Source organism: Micromonospora sp. AMSO31t, from assembly GCF_008868175.1.
Lineage (GTDB): Bacteria > Actinomycetota > Actinomycetes > Mycobacteriales > Micromonosporaceae > Micromonospora.
The window spans coordinates 1-15,451 of record NZ_WBKT01000140.1 but is presented as its reverse complement, the minus strand read 5'-3'; the positions used below and the strand labels follow the sequence as shown (position 1 = coordinate 15,451).

The window sequence follows — 15,451 nt, the reverse complement described above, 5'->3', positions numbered from 1 at the left end:
GCTGCCCGTCCTGTGCTGCCGCCCCGGGGCGGGGCGGACGGGCAGCGTCCTCGGTCATGCCTCCGATCCTGCTGCCCCGGCCGCCCGAGCGTCCTCAGGACCCGACCCTGACCCCACCCTGAGATCCCGGGGCCGAGGATGTCCGGGGCGTCCCCGTGGTCCGGGGCGGTCCGGACGTGTGACGATCGGTTCGTCGGCCACCGCCGGCACGCCGTCCGCGACCCGGGAGCCTCCGATCAGCAGCACCGTGACCCCGCACCCCCCGCGCCTCTACCGGGCCACCGAGCACCGGCTGGCCGCGGGGGTGGCCGCCGGTCTCGCCGAACACCTGGGCATCTCGGTGCTCCGGGTCCGGGTGGCGTTCATGGTGCTGCTCGGGCTGAGCGGGCTCGGGCTGCTGCTCTACGCGGCCTTCTGGGCGGTCGTCCCGCTCCGGCCCGGCGACACCGCCGTCCCACCGCGCCGCGACGTCGCCCAGCTGCTGCCCTTCGTGGCGATCGGGCTGGGCGTGCTGCTGCTCCAGGTCGTCGCCTTCGACTCGGTCGGGGCGGCCGGCACCGCCGGCTGGCTGGTCGCCATCATCGCGGTCGGCGCCGGCGTGATCTGGCACCAGTCCGCGCCCGAGCGCCGCCGGCAGTGGGGCGGCTCGATGGCGGTGCCCTGGCTGGGCGCGGTCGTGGAGGAGAGCGACCGGCGCGCGTTCGTGCTGCGCTTCATCGGCGGCGGGGTGCTCGTCGCGGTGGGCATCATCGGCGTGGCGGCGGTCTACTCGCCGGCGCAGAACTTCGACGCGGTGCTCAACGGCATCATCTTCGCGCTCGTCGGGCTGGCCGGGGTGGGCGTGGTGACCGGTCCGGTGCTCTGGCGCACGTGGAACCAGCTCCGCTCGGAGCGCGAGGGGCGGATCCGGGAGCAGGAGCGGGCCGAGCTGGCCGCCATGGTGCACGACCAGGTGCTGCACACCCTCGCCCTGATCCAGCGCAACGCCGGCGACGTCAAGACGGTGCAACGGCTGGCCCGGGGCCAGGAGCGGTCGCTGCGGAACTGGCTCTACAAGCCGACCGCCTCGCCGACCGAGCGCTTCGCGGCCGCCCTGGAACAGGCGGCCGCCGAGGTCGAGGACACCTTCGCCATCACCGTGGAGACGGTGGTGGTCGGCGACCGGGAGACGGACGAACGGGTCGGGGCGCTGGTCGCGGCGGCCCGGGAGGCGCTGGTCAACGCGGCCCGGCACGCCGAGGTGCACACCGTCTCGCTCTACGCCGAGGTGGAGCCGGAGCAGGTGAGCGCGTTCGTCCGGGACCGGGGCAAGGGCTTCGACCCGGATACCGTGGAGGATCACCGGCACGGCGTCCGGGGTTCGATCATCGGACGGATGAAGCGGCACGGTGGCCGGGCGGAGATCCGGTCCGAGCCGGGAGAGGGGACCGAGGTCCGGCTGATCCTGCCGATCAGCGGCTCGGGCACCACGGCGGAAAGGGACAGATGACCATGGTCGAGCAGGGACCGGTCGAGGGCGCGGCGCCCCGGGAGGGGCGGCTGCGGGTGTTCCTCGTCGACGACCACGCGATGTTCCGGGCCGGCGTCCGCGCCGAACTCGGCGCGCGCGTCGAGGTGGTCGGCGAGGCGAGCACGGTGGCGGAGGCGGTCAGCCGGATCGCGGCGATGCAGCCCGATGTGGTGCTGCTCGACGTGCACATGCCCGACGGCGGCGGCCGGGCGGTGCTGGAGGCGATGCGGCGTACGCACCCGCAGGTGCGGTTCCTCGCGCTGAGCGTGTCCGACGCCGCCGAGGACGTGATCGGCCTGATCCGGGCGGGTGCCCGGGGCTACGTCACGAAGACCATCTCGCCGGAGGAGCTGACCGACGCCATCCGGCGGGTGGCCGACGGGGACGCGGTGTTCAGCCCGCGGCTGGCCGGCTTCGTGCTGGACGCCTTCGCGTCCCGGCCGGACGCGCCGGTGGCCGACCCCGAGCTGGATCAGCTCACCAACCGGGAGCGCGAGGTCCTCCGGCTGCTCGCCCGGGGGTACGCGTACAAGGAGATCGCCCGGGAGCTGTACATCTCGATCAAGACGGTCGAGACGCACGTCTCCAACGTGCTGCGTAAGCTGCAGATGTCCAACCGCTACGAGCTGTCCCGCTGGGCCGCCGACCGCCGGCTCGTCTGACCGCTCCGGCGGCACCCGCCCGGGGAGTCACTCGGTGGTGCGCAGCACGGTGAACGCCTCGGCCAGCCGGCCGGGCGGGAGGCCGGCGTTGTCGGCCACCGTGGTGAGCCGGTCCCGGATCCAGGTCGGCACGTCCAGGTGGGCGGTCTGGGACCGGTGCGCCTCCATCGCGGCGATCTTGCGGTCGATCCGGTCGGTCACGTCGACGGCGTGGTCCGGGCCGGGCCCGCCGGCGTACCAGATCTCCCGGACCACCCACGGTTCCAGCCCCTCGTCGAGCAGTTCCGGGAACGCGAAGCGGTTGCGCGAGTCCGGGTAGACGGCGCAGGTGGTGGCCTCGCCGACGGCCAGGTGGTCGGGGTGGCTCGGGCCGGTCAGGTGCTCCCAGCGCCGCAGCGGGGAACTGGTCAGCACCCGGTCCGGCCGGAACCGGCGGATCGCGGCGCTGATCTGCCGGCGCAGCGTCAGGCTGGGGCCGAGGATCCCGTCGGTGTGGCCGTCGAGGAAGTCGACCCGGTGGACGCCGACCGCGGCGGCCGCCGCCCGCTGCTCGGCCTCGCGCCGGGCCGGCATCTCCGCGCGCGGCGTGTCGTCGAAGCCGCCCGAGTCGCCCCGGGTGGCGATGAGGTAGGCCACTTCGATACCCTCATCCACCCAGCCGGCTATCGTGCCCGCACAGCCGAAGTCGACATCATCCGGATGGGCAAAAACTGCGAGGGCGCGACGGACGTCGGGCAGGGCCGGAGCGGACGCAGGGAAGCTCACAGCGCCGAGCCTACGCGGGTGGTCTCGCCCCGTCTGGCCGTGTCTTACCTGTTCAGAGCGGTCCGATCCACGCCTTTCATGATCTTTTCTCAAGTATCGGCAACGTGGCGACCAACTAACGGCTTGATAACGGCACCTTCACGCAAAGGGCCAGTGGGTGTCACAGTGGCAACACCTCACCCCCCGGTGTGAGGCACCTCGTCGGGCCCCCGACCACGTGACGCCGCCTCTGCGCGACGGCGCGTGGCCGTCGACCCTGCGCGGTGTCCTCGTCGAAGGGTGTGGCGCCCGGCGGATCGGTACCCCTGGGGTGTCCCGATTTCCTCGCGGTAAACCGGCGACCTGTGGTTCGGGCCGCCGGCGGTGTCACCCCCCACACGTGCGTGAAACCCACGACGGAACCAGGTTAGAAAGAGGAGGCCCCTCGGAATGAGAGTCTCGAAGCGGGCGAGCGGCGCGCTCGCGGTGGGCGCGGCACTCGCGCTCGTCGCGTCCGGCTGCTCCAGCGGCAACGACGACGGCGGCGACGCCAGCGCCAGCAAGGACGGCGCGATCGTCATCGACGGCACCCAGCCGGAGAACCCCCTGGTTCCGGCGAACACCACCGAGACCGGTGGCGGCAAGATCATCGACTGGGTCTGGAGTGGCCTGGTCGAGTACCCCAACAACGGTGGGGCCCCGCAGAACCTGCTGGCCGAGTCGATCGAGACGAGCGACTCGAAGGTCTTCAAGATCAAGATCAAGCAGAACACCAAGTTCCACGACGGCACCACCGTCAAGGCCGAGAGCTTCGTCAAGGCCTGGAACTGGGCGGCGTACGGCCCGAACGGCGCGCAGAACGCCTCGTTCTTCTCCGACATCCAGGGCTTCGCCGACACCTACACCGAGGACCCGGACGGCCCGGACGGCCCGAAGAAGCCCGAGGAGCCGAAGGCCAAGGAGCTCTCCGGCCTCAAGGTCATCGACGACTGGAACTTCGAGGTCACGCTCTCCGCGCCGACCGCCGTGTTCCCGACCAAGCTCGGCTACAGCGCCTTCATGCCGCTGCCCGACGCCTTCTTCGCCACCACCCCGGCGGAGTTCGGCAAGAAGCCGATCGGTAACGGCCCGGTCAAGCTGGTCTCCTGGCAGGACGACGTCGAGCTGAAGCTCACCCGCTTCGACGACTACAGCCTGCGCGACAAGATGAAGATCAAGGACGTCACCGTCAAGATCTACCAGGACGACACGGCGGCCTACAACGACCTGCTCGCCGGCAACCTGGACTTCCAGCAGCAGGTCCCGGTCTCGTCGCTGGCCGGCGACAAGTGGAAGACGGACCTGGGCGAGCGCGCGATCCAGACGACCATCCCGTCGTCCGGCATCATCGCCTTCCCGATCTACGACAAGCGGTTCCAGAACAAGGACCTGCGTCGCGCCATCTCCCTGTCGATCAACCGGCAGGAGGTCACCGACAAGATCTTCTTCGGTAACCGCAAGCCGGCCGACAGCTGGGCCAACCCGCTGACCCCGGGCGCCGAGCCGGGCAACTGCACCGCCTGCAAGTTCGACCCGACCGAGGCCAAGCGGCTTCTGCAGCAGGCCGGTGGCTTCCAGGGCAAGCTGACCCTGTCGTACAACGCGGACGCCAGCCACAAGGAGTGGATGGAGGCCGTCGCCCAGCAGATCAAGACGAACCTGAACATCGACGCCGTTGCCGTTGGTGTCCCGACCTTCGCGGTCTTCCGGGCCAACATCAACTCCTACAAGATGACCGGCATGTACCGCGCCGGTTGGCAGCAGGACTACCCGGACGTGGAGAACTGGATCAACCCGCTCTACGTCACCGGCGGTTCCTCGAACGACGGCAAGTACAGCAACCCGCAGGTGGACGCCCTCGCCAAGGAGGCCTCCGCGGCCCCCAGCCTCGAGGAGGCCCACAAGAAGTTCGCCGAGGCCGTCAAGCTGATCGACCAGGACGTCCCGACGGTCCCGATCTACTTCAGCGGCGAGCAGTCCGGCCACTCGGAGAAGATCAAGAAGATTGAGCTGACCAACGTCGGCGAGCTCGACATCACCTCGGTCGAGCTCTGATCCGAACGGTTTGACCCCGGGTCGGGCTCGCCTACAGGTGAGCCCGACCCGGGGCCGTTCCGCGAGGGGGTGTACAACAAACCCCTCGCACGTTGTCACCATCCGTGTCGGCCGTCCGACGCGCCCCCTGTCTGGAGGACCACCCCATGGGCCGTTATCTGGTGAGACGGCTGCTGCAACTCGTGCCGGTGTTCATCGGCACGACCTTCCTGATCTACTGGCTCGTCTGGTCGGTTCCCGGCGACCCCTTCGCCGGCAAGTGCGGCGACCGCGGTTGCCCGCCGAACTACCGGGCCATGATGACCGAGAAGTACCATCTCGACGATTCGATCTGGGTGCAGTACGCCAGCTACATGAAGAACCTTTTCCAGGGCGACTTCGGTATCACGTTCGGCGGTCGCGAGATCAGCGACATCATCGCCACGTCCTACCCGAACACCCTGAAGCTGGCGGTCGTCGCGCTCGCCATCGAGGCCATCATCGGCCTCGGCGCGGGCGTCCTGACCGGTCTCCGGCGCAACGGCTTCCTGGACAACCTGGTCCTCGTCTCGTCGCTCTTCCTGATCGCGCTGCCGGTCTTCGTCATCGGCTTCGTGCTCCAGTGGTTCCTCGGGGTCAAGTGGGGCATCATCACCCCGACCGTCTCCAACGAGATGCGGTTCAGCGAGCTGATCGTGCCGGGCTTCGTGCTGGGCAGCGCCTCGTCGGCGTACATCGCGCGGGTGGCCCGGACGAGCATCGCGGAGAACCGTCGCGCGGACTACGTCCGTACCGCCATCGCGAAGGGCCTCCCCATGCGCCGGGTCGTCGGCGTGCACCTGCTGCGCAACTCGCTCATCCCGGTGGTCACCCTGCTCGGCACCGACCTCGGCGCCCTCATGGGTGGCGCCATCATCACCGAGGGCATCTTCGGGATCAACGGCATCGGCCGCCAGGTGCTCCGGGCGATCGTCACCAAGGAGAGCGCTACCGTTGTCGGCATCGTGGTGGTGCTGGTGCTCGTCTACCTGATCATGAACCTTCTGGTGGACCTGCTCTACGCCGCCCTGGACCCGAGGATCCGCTATGAGTGACCCGAGTACCGCGTCGATCGTCTCGACGCCGCCCGCGACCATGCCGACCGAGGCCGGGTCCGGCGCGCCCGTCAACGCCGGCCTGCCCGAGGGCGCGCAGAAGCAGCAGAAGCCGCGCGGCCTGCTCGCCGACGCCTGGCGGGACCTGCGCCGCAAGCCGCTGTTCTGGATCTCGGCGGCCTTCATCCTGCTGTTCATCGTGATGGCCGCGTTCCCGCAGCTGTTCACCTCCGACGACCCGGTCAACGGCGCGCTGTCGCGCAGCCGGGTCGATCCGTCGGGCGACGCCTGGTTCGGCTACGACGTGCAGGGCCGGGACGTGTACGCCCGGACGATCTACGGTGCCCGCGCCTCCATCGTGGTGGCGCTGCTCTCCGTGATCGGCACGCTGCTGATCGGCGGCACCATGGGCATCATCGCCGGCTACCGCGGTGGCTGGGTGGACGCGCTGCTCTCCCGGATCGCGGACATCTTCTTCGGCCTGCCGTTCGTGCTCGGCTCGATCGTCATCCTGACCACGTTCAACGGGTCCGGCACCGACAACGGCGAGTGGACGATCATGGGCCTGGTGATCATGTCTCTGGTCGTGCTGAGCTGGCCGGTCGTGATGCGGCTGATGCGCTCCTCGGTGCTCGCCACCAAGGAGGCGGACTACATCGTCGCGGCCCGGGCGCTGGGTGCCGGCACCGGCCGGATCATCCTCAAGCACCTGCTGCCGAACTGCCTGGCCCCGCTGCTGGTCTACGGCACGATCATGGTCGGTTCGTTCATCGGCGCGGAGGCCACGCTGTCCTTCCTGGGCATCGGCCTGAAGAGCCCGGTGGTCTCCTGGGGCATCATGATCAGCGAGGCGCAGAACTACATCCGGGTCTCGCCGTTCCTGCTGTTCTTCCCCTCCGCGTTCCTCGTCGCCGCCGTGTTGAGCTTCGTCATGCTCGGCGAGGCGGTCCGCGAGGCCCTCGACCCGAAGCTCCGATAGGGGAACTGAGTTGTCCGACATTCTCGTGACCGAGCAGTCCGCGCCGGGCGCCGACGGATCCGGCCGCCCCTCGGGCCGCCTGCTCGAGGTCGACGACCTGCGGGTGGAGTTCCGCACCCGGGACGGTGTCGCCAAGGTCATCAACGGGGTGACGTACCACGTCGACGCGGGGGAGACCCTCGCCGTGCTCGGCGAGTCGGGTTCCGGCAAGAGCGTCACCGCGCAGACCATCATGGGCATCCTCGACACCCCGCCCGGCTTCGTCACCGGGGGCCAGGTCCGCTTCCACGGCAAGGACATGCTCAAGATGTCCGCCGAGCAGCGGCGCCGGATCCGGGGCGAAGGCATTGCGATGATCTTCCAGGACTCGCTCTCCGCCCTCAACCCGGTTTTCACCGTCGGCTTCCAGATCGCCGAGCAGTTCCGCATCCGGCGCGGCATGAGCCGCTCGGACGCCAAGAAGCGCGCGATCGAGATGCTCGACCAGGTCAAGATCCCGAACGCCAAGGGCCGGTACAGCAACTACCCGCACCAGTTCTCGGGTGGCATGCGGCAGCGCGCCATGATCGCCATGTCGCTGGCGCTCGACCCCGAGGTGCTGATCGCCGACGAGCCCACCACCGCGCTGGACGTGACCGTGCAGGCCCAGATCATGGACCTGCTCGGCGAGCTCCAGCGGGAGCGGCAGATGGGCATGATCCTGATCACCCACGACCTCGGCGTGGTCGCCGACGTCGCGGACCGGATCGCGGTCATGTACGCCGGCCGGATCGTCGAGGAAGCCGACGTGTACGACCTGTACGCCAAGCCGGCGCACCCGTACACCCTCGGCCTGCTCAACTCGATCCCGCGGATGGACGAGAAGGGGCAGGAGCTCCGCACCATCAAGGGGCTCCCGCCGAACCTGATGAACATCCCGCCGGGCTGCGCCTTCAACCCGCGCTGCCCCATGGCGCAGCCGGTGTGCCGGGAGAACGTGCCCCCGCTGCTGCAGTTGGGCCGAGGCCGGGCCAGCGCCTGCCACTTCGCCGAGGAGCTCGTGAACCGTGACTGAGAACATCATCGAGGTCCGTGACCTGGTCAAGCACTACCCGGTGACCCGGGGCATCGTGTTCAAGAAGACCATCGGTCAGGTCAAGGCGGTCGACGGCGTCTCCTTCGACCTGAAGGCCGGCGAGACCCTCGGCGTGGTCGGCGAGTCCGGTTGCGGCAAGTCGACGCTGGCCCGGGTGCTCATGAACCTGGAGAAGCCGACCGCCGGTCAGGTGCTCTACAAGGGCCAGGACATCTCCAAGCTCTCCGGTGGCGCGCTGCGGCGCCTGCGCCGGCAGATCCAGCTGGTGATGCAGGACCCGTACACCTCGCTGAACCCGCGCATGACGGTCGGCGACCTGATCGGCGAGCCCTTCGAGATCCACCCCGAGGTGGCCCCGAAGCGGTCCCGCCGGGACAAGGTCAAGGAGCTGCTCGACCTGGTCGGCCTCAACCCGGAGCACATCAACCGCTACCCGCACCAGTTCTCCGGCGGCCAGCGGCAGCGCATCGGCATCGCCCGGGCGCTCGCCCTGCGGCCCGAGGTCATCGTCTGCGACGAGCCGGTGTCGGCCCTGGACGTGTCGATCCAGGCGCAGGTGATGAACCTGCTGGAGAAGCTCCAGGCCGAGTTCGGCCTCTCGTACGTCTTCATCGCCCACGACCTGTCGGTCGTGCGTCACCTCTCCGACCGGGTCGCCGTCATGTACCTGGGCAAGATGGTGGAGGTCGGCACCGAGGACGAGATCTACGAGCGGCCCACCCACCCGTACACCCAGGCGCTGCTGTCGGCGGTGCCGGTGCCCGACCCGACCGTGCGGGAGAGCAAGGCGATCATCCGGCTCCAGGGTGACGTCCCCTCTCCGGTCAGCCCGCCCTCGGGCTGCCGGTTCCGCACCCGGTGCTGGAAGGCGCAGGACGTCTGCGCCCAGGAGGTGCCGCTGCTCCAGATCCGGCCGGGCTCGGACCACCCGAGCGCCTGCCACTTCGCAGAGAAGCGGGAGATCGTCGTCACCCACGAGGCGGCCTGAACCACCCCGGACCGCCTGCCGGCGTCAGCTCGACGCCGGCAGGCGGTTCGTCGTATCCGGCGAGCCCGCACGGCCGGGACCCCTCACAGCGGTCCGCGGCCGGCGCGCAGCAGCAGGAGCGCGAGTTGCGTGCCGTCCGCGCCGAGCGCCTCGCGGAACCGCTCCAGGATCTCCCGCTCCCGGGAGAGCACGAGCCGGGTGCCGCCGGAGGCCATCCGGGTGGCACCGACCTCCTGGGAGAGCGCGGCCCGCTCCTGCCAGAGCGCGATGATGGTGCGGTCGATCTCGTCGATCCGCTCCCGGATCCCGCTGATCCGCTCGGCCGCCGCCGAGTCGTCGGTGCCGGTCCGGGCCGCCGCGGCCCCGGTCGGGTCACCGCCGGCGGGCCGGTCGTGCGGCGCCAGGCTGCCGCTGGACTCCACCACGTCAGTCATCATCGTCGTACCCCTCGGGGTCTCGGGCCCGGTACCCGGATCCCGGGACGGAAAAGCCCCGGGCTCCAGGAGCCCGGGGCTTTTCGTAGGTCTGTGATCAGGCGCGACCTACGGCTGCCGGACTCCCGGTGCCGTAGTAAAAGTAGAAGCGCTGATCGAACACGCCGTCGAGTATGCCGACCCGCGGGCCGCGCGCGCAAGGAAACCCGCCAACAGGTGGGACGTGACGCCGCCGTCCCGTCGGGGCCGCGCGGGCCGGAAGTGTCCGGCGGTCGGCATAGACTTCCGGTGCGATGCATCCTCTCTTCGACATTCCCGCGTCCCCGCCCGCGCCGGAGGCCCGTGCGACCCCGCCGCACCGGCCCGGGTCCGACGACTCCGGCCCGGCCGGCGGCCCTGATCCGGCCTCCGCGCCGCCGGGCGGCGCCCCGGACCGGATGAACCCCGGTCGGTCGCCGCGCCGCGACCTGAGGCCGTCGTCCCGGCCGGACCCGCAGGCCCTCCTCGCCGGCCTGAACGGGCCCCAGCGGGACGCGGTCACCCACGCGGGGTCCCCGCTGCTCATCGTGGCCGGCGCCGGCTCCGGCAAGACCCGGGTGCTGACCAACCGGATCGCCTACCTGCTCGCCGCGCGGGACGTGCACCCCGGCGAGATCATCGCGATCACCTTCACCAACAAGGCCGCCGGCGAGATGAAGGAGCGGGTGGCCGCCCTGGTCGGCCCGCGGGCCCGGTTGATGTGGGTCTCGACCTTCCACTCGGCCTGCGTCCGGATCCTGCGCGCCGAGCACGAGCACGCCGGCCTCAAGTCCACCTTCTCGATCTACGACGCCGACGACTCCCGCCGGCTCATGCAGCTGGTCGCCCGCGAGCTGGACCTGGACCCGAAGCGCCACCCGGCGCGGGGTCTGGCCGCCCAGGTCTCCAACCTGAAGAACGAGCTGGTCGACCCGGAGGAGTTCGCCGGCCGGGCCAAGGGCCCCAACGAGCGGGCGCTGGCCGAGGCCTACACGCTCTACCAGCGGCGGTTGCGTGAGGCGCACGCGCTGGACTTCGACGACCTGATCATGACGACGGTGCACCTGCTCCAGTCGCACCCGCACGTCGCCGAGAGCTACCGGCGCCGGTTCCGGCACGTGCTGGTCGACGAGTACCAGGACACCAACCACGCCCAGTACGTGCTGATCAAGGAGCTGGTCTCCGGCACCGAGGGCATCCCGCCGGCCGAGCTCTGCGTGGTCGGTGACGCCGACCAGTCGATCTACGCGTTCCGCGGCGCCACCATCCGCAACATCCTGGAGTTCGAGCGCGACTTCACCGACGCCCGGACGATCCTGCTGGAGCAGAACTACCGCTCCACCCAGACCATCCTCAACGCCGCCAACGCGGTGATCGACCGGAACACCTCCCGCAAGCCCAAGCGGCTGTGGAGCGACGCCGGGGCCGGCGAGCAGATCGTCGGCTACGTGGCCGACACCGAGCACGCCGAGGCGGACTGGGTGGCCCGGGAGATCGACCGGCTGGTCGACGCCGGCGACACCCGCCCGGGCGACGTGGCCGTCTTCTACCGCACCAACGCGATGTCCCGCGTCTTCGAGGAGGTGTTCATCCGGGTCGGCCTGCCCTACAAGGTGGTCGGCGGGGTGCGCTTCTACGAGCGCAAGGAGGTCCGTGACGCGCTGGCCTACCTGCGGGCGGTGGTCAACGACGACGACACGGTCAGCCTGCGCCGGATCCTCAACACGCCCCGTCGCGGCATCGGCGAGCGCGCCGAGGCGTGCGTGGAGGCGCTGGCCGGCCGGGACCGCATCTCCTTCGGCGCCGCGCTGCGCCGGGCCAAGGACGCCCCGGGGATCTCCACCCGGGCCGCCAACGGCATCGCCGAATTCGTCGCGCTGCTCGACGAGGCCCGTGAGCTGGCCGCCACCGGCACCCCGGAGGAGGTGCTGGAGGCCCTGCTGACCCGCTCGGGCTACCTGGCCGAGCTGGAGGAGAGCCTCGACCCACAGGACGCCGGCCGGGTGGACAACCTCCAGGAACTGGTCAGCGTCGCCCGGGAGTACACCGAGCGGATCGAGGCGCTGGGCGAGGAGGACGAGCGGGCCACGCTGGCCGGTTTCCTGGAGCAGGTGGCGCTCGTCGCCGACGCCGACCAGATCCCCTCCGACGACCCGGACCACCAGGGCGTGGTGACCCTCATGACGCTGCACACCGCCAAGGGGCTGGAGTTCCCGGTGGTGTTCCTGAGCGGCCTGGAGGACGGCGTCTTCCCGCACCTGCGGTCGCTGGGCGACACCCGCGAGCTGGAGGAGGAGCGGCGGCTGGCCTACGTGGGCATCACCCGTGCCCGGCAGCGCCTCTACCTGTCCCGGGCGGTCACCCGCTCCGCCTGGGGCGCACCGGCCTACAACCCGCCGTCGCGCTTCCTGGAGGAGCTGCCGACCGAGCTGGTCCGGTGGGAGCGCACCGAGGGGTCGTACACCTCGTGGGCCGGCGGGGGCGGCGGCGTCGGCGGCCGGGCGGACCGGGTGCCCGGCGGCCGGGGCGGCTTCACCGGGGGGACGCCGAAGGCGACCGAGCTCGCCAAGCGGCTCGGGGTGGACGCCACCCGGCTGGCCACCGCGAGCGAGCTGAAGCAGGCCCCCAAGGTCTCGGTGGGCGACCGGGTCAACCACCAGCGCTACGGCCTCGGCCGGGTGCTGGCGGTGGAGGGGCACGGTCCGGGCGCCCGGGCGCAGATCGACTTCGGCGACCAGACCATGTGGCTGGTCCTCCGGCACGCCCCCATCGACAAGCTCTGAGTTGAGTGGGGCCCGGCCCGGCGACCTGCCGGACCGGGCCCCTCCCTCGTGCCGTGGCCGTCAGCAGGCCACGTCGATGCCCCGGGCACGCAGGAACGGTGCCGGGTCGATCTGGTTCCACATGGCGCCCTTGTGCACCTCGAAGTGCAGGTGCGGGCCGGTGGCGTCACCGGTGGCGCCCTCGTAGCCGATGACCTGGCCGGCCTTCACCTTGTCGCCGACGCCGACGATCAGCCGGCTCTGGTGGGCGTAGTGGGTCAGGTAGCCGTTGGCGTGGTCGATGAAGACGGAGTTTCCGTAGCCGTCGCCGACGTCGCCGGCCTTGACCACGGTGCCCGCCGCGGCGGCATGGATCGGTGTGCCCGCCGGCATGGCGAAGTCGATGCCGGCGTGCAGGGTGCCCCACCGCTGCCCGTAGCAGGAGGTGATCCCGGCGCCCTTCATCGGGATGACCCAGGCCGGCTTCGGCTTGGCGGTCTTCTTCGGCTTCGGCTTGGCCGGGGCGGTCTTCGCCGGCTTCGGGCTGGCCGCGCTCGGGCTCGGCGACGCGGTGGCCGAGGGGGTGACCGGGGCAATCGACTCGCGGGCCGAGCGGTCGGCGCGGGCGGCAGCCTCAGCGCGCGCCTGGGCGTCGAAGTCGACCGCGGCGGGGGTCGGGGCACCGCGGTCGGCGGTGGCGACGGAGACGCCCCCGACGCCGAGGCCCAGCAGGGCCACCGCGCCGACGACGACATATGCGGTACGCCGGACCGGGCGCTGGCGCCGGTGCCGGGCGGGAGCGATGTCCGGGGTGTTCTCGTTCTGGATGGAGCTGTCTTCCTGCACGGAAACCTTCATCAGTCGAGGGGCACGTGACCTCGAAATACTGGTGTCGGCCGGTGGCGCGCCGGGTACGGGGTTCCGGAGGACCCGCGAGGCGCGTGACACCACCTGCCCGGGTTTCCGCCAACTCGGGCGGTTTACTGCCGAAAAGGATCATGCGCGGCTGTGGCGCCACCCACATTTGCCGCTGTGATCCAGCAGACTTCGCCACAGACGAAACCGCCCGGATCGACTGATCCGGGCGGTCAACGGGCGATGCGGAGCGTCAGGAGGCGGCTACCTCGCTGTAGATTGCCTCGACTTCGAGCTGGATGTCCACTCCGCGGTCCTTGAGCCACGGCACCGGGTCCAGCGGCTGGCCGTTGACATGAATCTCCAGGTGCAGGTGCGAACCGTAGGAGTGGCCGGTGTTGCCGACCAGGCCGAGCTGGTCGCCCGCCTTCACCTGCTGCCCCTCCTTGACGGACACCGCCGAGGAGTGGCCGTAGATGGCCTCGCTGCCGTCCGCGTGCTGGACGATCACCGCGTAGCCGTAGCCGCCGAACCAACCGGCCTTGGTGACCTGGCCGTCGTGGATCGCCCGGTAGGGCGTGCCCTCGGGCGCCACCAGGTCGATGCCGGTGTGCAGCTTGCCCCAGCGCATGCCGTAGGGCGACTGGAAGTCGTAGCCGTGCAGGGGGAGCAGCCAGGTGTCCTGCTCGGCGGCGGTCTTGCCGGCGCGGTCGTCACGGGTGGCGCGGTCCGCGCTGTCGGCCCGGGCCGCGGCGTCCTGGCTGGTGATCGAGGCCTGCTTGAGCTCGTCGAGGACCGACGGGCTGACGCTCTTGGCGTCGGGGAGGGCGTTCGCGCCGAGGGCGACGATGCCGGCGCCCACGAAGGCGGTGGTCACGACCGCCGCGTAGCGGCTCCGCGGGGGGGTGGGTACGCGGCGGCGACCGCGATATCTATCGGGCTCAGACGACAGGCGCTGGCGCACGCACACCCTCCGTTGTCGGGGATCCGATGCGACCTCGGACCGTTCGGTGAAGCTCGGCCGAACCTCCGGTGTCGCGTCGTCACCCGTCCGTGGACCTGATGACAACCGTGGACACGTTAGCCAACTGCCACTCTGGTCACAAGCTGAAGCGCCGAATTGGCGTTTCGTTCTGTCCGTTTCCATCCCTTCTTGTCATAGCTCGTGCCGCCGGTCGGGTGGCCCGAGGACCGCCCGTTCGTCGCGGACAGTGACCGTTCGGCGGAGGTGTCCGGCTTCCCGCGCGTGGCGCCGGGCGGTAAGGCGCAGCCCGGGTTTCCGGCCCGGGGAAGGGCGGGTTACCGTTCGTTCAGGTCAGGAGTGCCGGAGCCGGTGAAAGGTGTGCGCTGATGAGCTCTCGTATCCGGGTCGTCGTCGCGAAGCCCGGCCTGGACGGCCACGACCGGGGCGCGAAGGTGGTCGCCCGCGCCCTGCGGGACGCGGGCATGGAGGTCATCTACACCGGCCTGCACCAGACCCCGGAGCAGATCGTGGAGACCGCGATCCAGGAGGACGCCGACGCGGTCGGCCTCTCGGTGCTGTCCGGCGCGCACATGACCCTCTTCAAGCGTGTCCTCGAACTGCTCGCCGAGCGCGACGCGGCCGACATCGTCGTCTTCGGCGGCGGCATCATCCCGGACGCCGACATCCCGGAGCTCCAGCGGCTCGGCGTCGCGAAGATCTTCACGCCCGGCGCCACCACCCAGTCGATCGTGGAGTGGGTCCGGGAGAACGTCGCCCAGCCGGTCGCCTGACCCTTCCCGGCGTCGGCGGCGCTGGCACCTTCTCCCTGAGCCGGCATCCCGGCAGCGGTGCGCCCCCGCGGACTGCCAGCGAACCTGGCAACGCGTGCGGGACCGCACCGGCTCGCCGAGGTGGCGGTGTCGGGCCGGGATGCCGCCCGGCTGGGCGATGTGATGGCGGGCCGCCGGTGTGCGGACAGGGGGAGGGGCCGGACGCACCCCTCACACGCCCGGCCCCTCTATGCACGATGCCCCGCCGCCACCCCTCGACCGACAGGGCATCGGCCGCTCCCGCCGTCGCGCCTTACCAGCGCTCCGACATCAGACTCAACGACGCCCCCAACGGGGGGTTACGCCCGTTCCGCAACATCCCCCGGACGGCTGACGGCCCGCGTCCCGGGCCTGCCGGACGGGCCGGTTTCCCGGGGGCCTCGCGGCGCGGAGGTGGCCCGTATGGTGTGCCTGCCCGGACCGCGTCCCCGCGGTCGACGACCCCGCCGGGAGTTCGCCGTGA

At 70.8% G+C, this 15,451-nt stretch carries 13 protein-coding genes; 9 read left to right on the top strand and 4 right to left on the bottom strand.

The features are described from left to right. The first annotated feature begins 247 nt into the window (after positions 1-247). Entirely contained in the window at positions 248-1,489 is a 1,242-nt protein-coding gene (locus tag F8274_RS24205) for an ATP-binding protein (RefSeq protein ID WP_151464667.1), read from the top strand. A 2-nt stretch (positions 1,490-1,491) separates the two neighbouring features. Then, positions 1,492-2,172, top strand: coding sequence for a response regulator transcription factor (locus F8274_RS24200; RefSeq protein ID WP_151464666.1), 681 nt, complete (start codon positions 1,492-1,494; stop codon positions 2,170-2,172). A 27-nt stretch (positions 2,173-2,199) separates the two neighbouring features. Here the strand turns inward: F8274_RS24200 and F8274_RS24195 are convergent, their stop codons facing one another. Continuing rightward, entirely contained in the window at positions 2,200-2,937 is a 738-nt protein-coding gene (locus F8274_RS24195) for a PIG-L deacetylase family protein (protein ID WP_225853945.1), read from the bottom strand. Positions 2,938-3,366: 429 nt separating this feature from the next. On the opposite strand from F8274_RS24195, the gene F8274_RS24190 reads away from it, so the two are divergent. The 5 genes from F8274_RS24190 (at position 3,367) to F8274_RS24170 (ending at position 9,125) form a co-directional block, all read left to right on the top strand. Further along, positions 3,367-5,010, top strand: a complete 1,644-nt coding sequence (locus F8274_RS24190; protein WP_151464665.1) for an ABC transporter substrate-binding protein — start codon at positions 3,367-3,369, stop codon at positions 5,008-5,010. A gap of 146 nt (positions 5,011-5,156) precedes the next feature. Further along, the gene (locus F8274_RS24185) at positions 5,157-6,083 is read left to right on the top strand and encodes an ABC transporter permease (RefSeq protein ID WP_151464664.1); all 927 of its coding nucleotides are present in this window, start codon (positions 5,157-5,159) and stop codon (positions 6,081-6,083) included. Next, positions 6,076-7,062 carry an ABC transporter permease gene (locus F8274_RS24180; RefSeq protein ID WP_151464663.1) on the top strand — a complete coding sequence of 329 codons (987 nt, stop codon included), beginning with the start codon at positions 6,076-6,078 and terminating at the stop codon, positions 7,060-7,062. Before F8274_RS24185 ends, F8274_RS24180 begins: the two co-directional genes overlap by 8 nt. 25 nt (positions 7,063-7,087) lie before the next feature. Next, positions 7,088-8,116: an ABC transporter ATP-binding protein gene (locus F8274_RS24175; protein ID WP_151464668.1), complete on the top strand. Its 1,029-nt coding sequence runs from the start codon at positions 7,088-7,090 to the stop codon at positions 8,114-8,116. Then, positions 8,109-9,125: an ABC transporter ATP-binding protein gene (locus F8274_RS24170; protein WP_151464662.1), complete on the top strand. Its 1,017-nt coding sequence runs from the start codon at positions 8,109-8,111 to the stop codon at positions 9,123-9,125. The genes F8274_RS24175 and F8274_RS24170 overlap by 8 nt, the downstream gene beginning before the upstream one ends. Positions 9,126-9,208: 83 nt before the next feature. On the opposite strand, the gene F8274_RS24165 is transcribed toward F8274_RS24170, so the two are convergent. Next, on the bottom strand, positions 9,209-9,562 hold the full coding sequence (locus tag F8274_RS24165) for a chorismate mutase (RefSeq protein ID WP_151464661.1): 354 nt from the start codon (positions 9,560-9,562) through the stop codon (positions 9,209-9,211). Between the two features lie 290 nt (positions 9,563-9,852). Between F8274_RS24165 and pcrA the strand changes: the two genes are divergently transcribed. Further along, the gene (pcrA, locus tag F8274_RS24160) at positions 9,853-12,360 is read left to right on the top strand and encodes a DNA helicase PcrA (RefSeq protein ID WP_151464660.1); all 2,508 of its coding nucleotides are present in this window, start codon (positions 9,853-9,855) and stop codon (positions 12,358-12,360) included. A 60-nt stretch (positions 12,361-12,420) separates the two neighbouring features. Here the strand turns inward: pcrA and F8274_RS24155 are convergent, their stop codons facing one another. Continuing rightward, on the bottom strand, positions 12,421-13,197 hold the full coding sequence (locus tag F8274_RS24155) for a M23 family metallopeptidase (RefSeq protein WP_151464659.1): 777 nt from the start codon (positions 13,195-13,197) through the stop codon (positions 12,421-12,423). Between the two features lie 250 nt (positions 13,198-13,447). Then, on the bottom strand, positions 13,448-14,158 hold the full coding sequence (locus F8274_RS24150; protein ID WP_151464658.1) for a M23 family metallopeptidase: 711 nt from the start codon (positions 14,156-14,158) through the stop codon (positions 13,448-13,450). Positions 14,159-14,544: 386 nt separating this feature from the next. On the opposite strand from F8274_RS24150, the gene F8274_RS24145 reads away from it, so the two are divergent. Then, positions 14,545-14,949 carry a cobalamin B12-binding domain-containing protein gene (locus tag F8274_RS24145; protein ID WP_091318208.1) on the top strand — a complete coding sequence of 135 codons (405 nt, stop codon included), beginning with the start codon at positions 14,545-14,547 and terminating at the stop codon, positions 14,947-14,949. Positions 14,950-15,451: the final 502 nt, after the last annotated feature.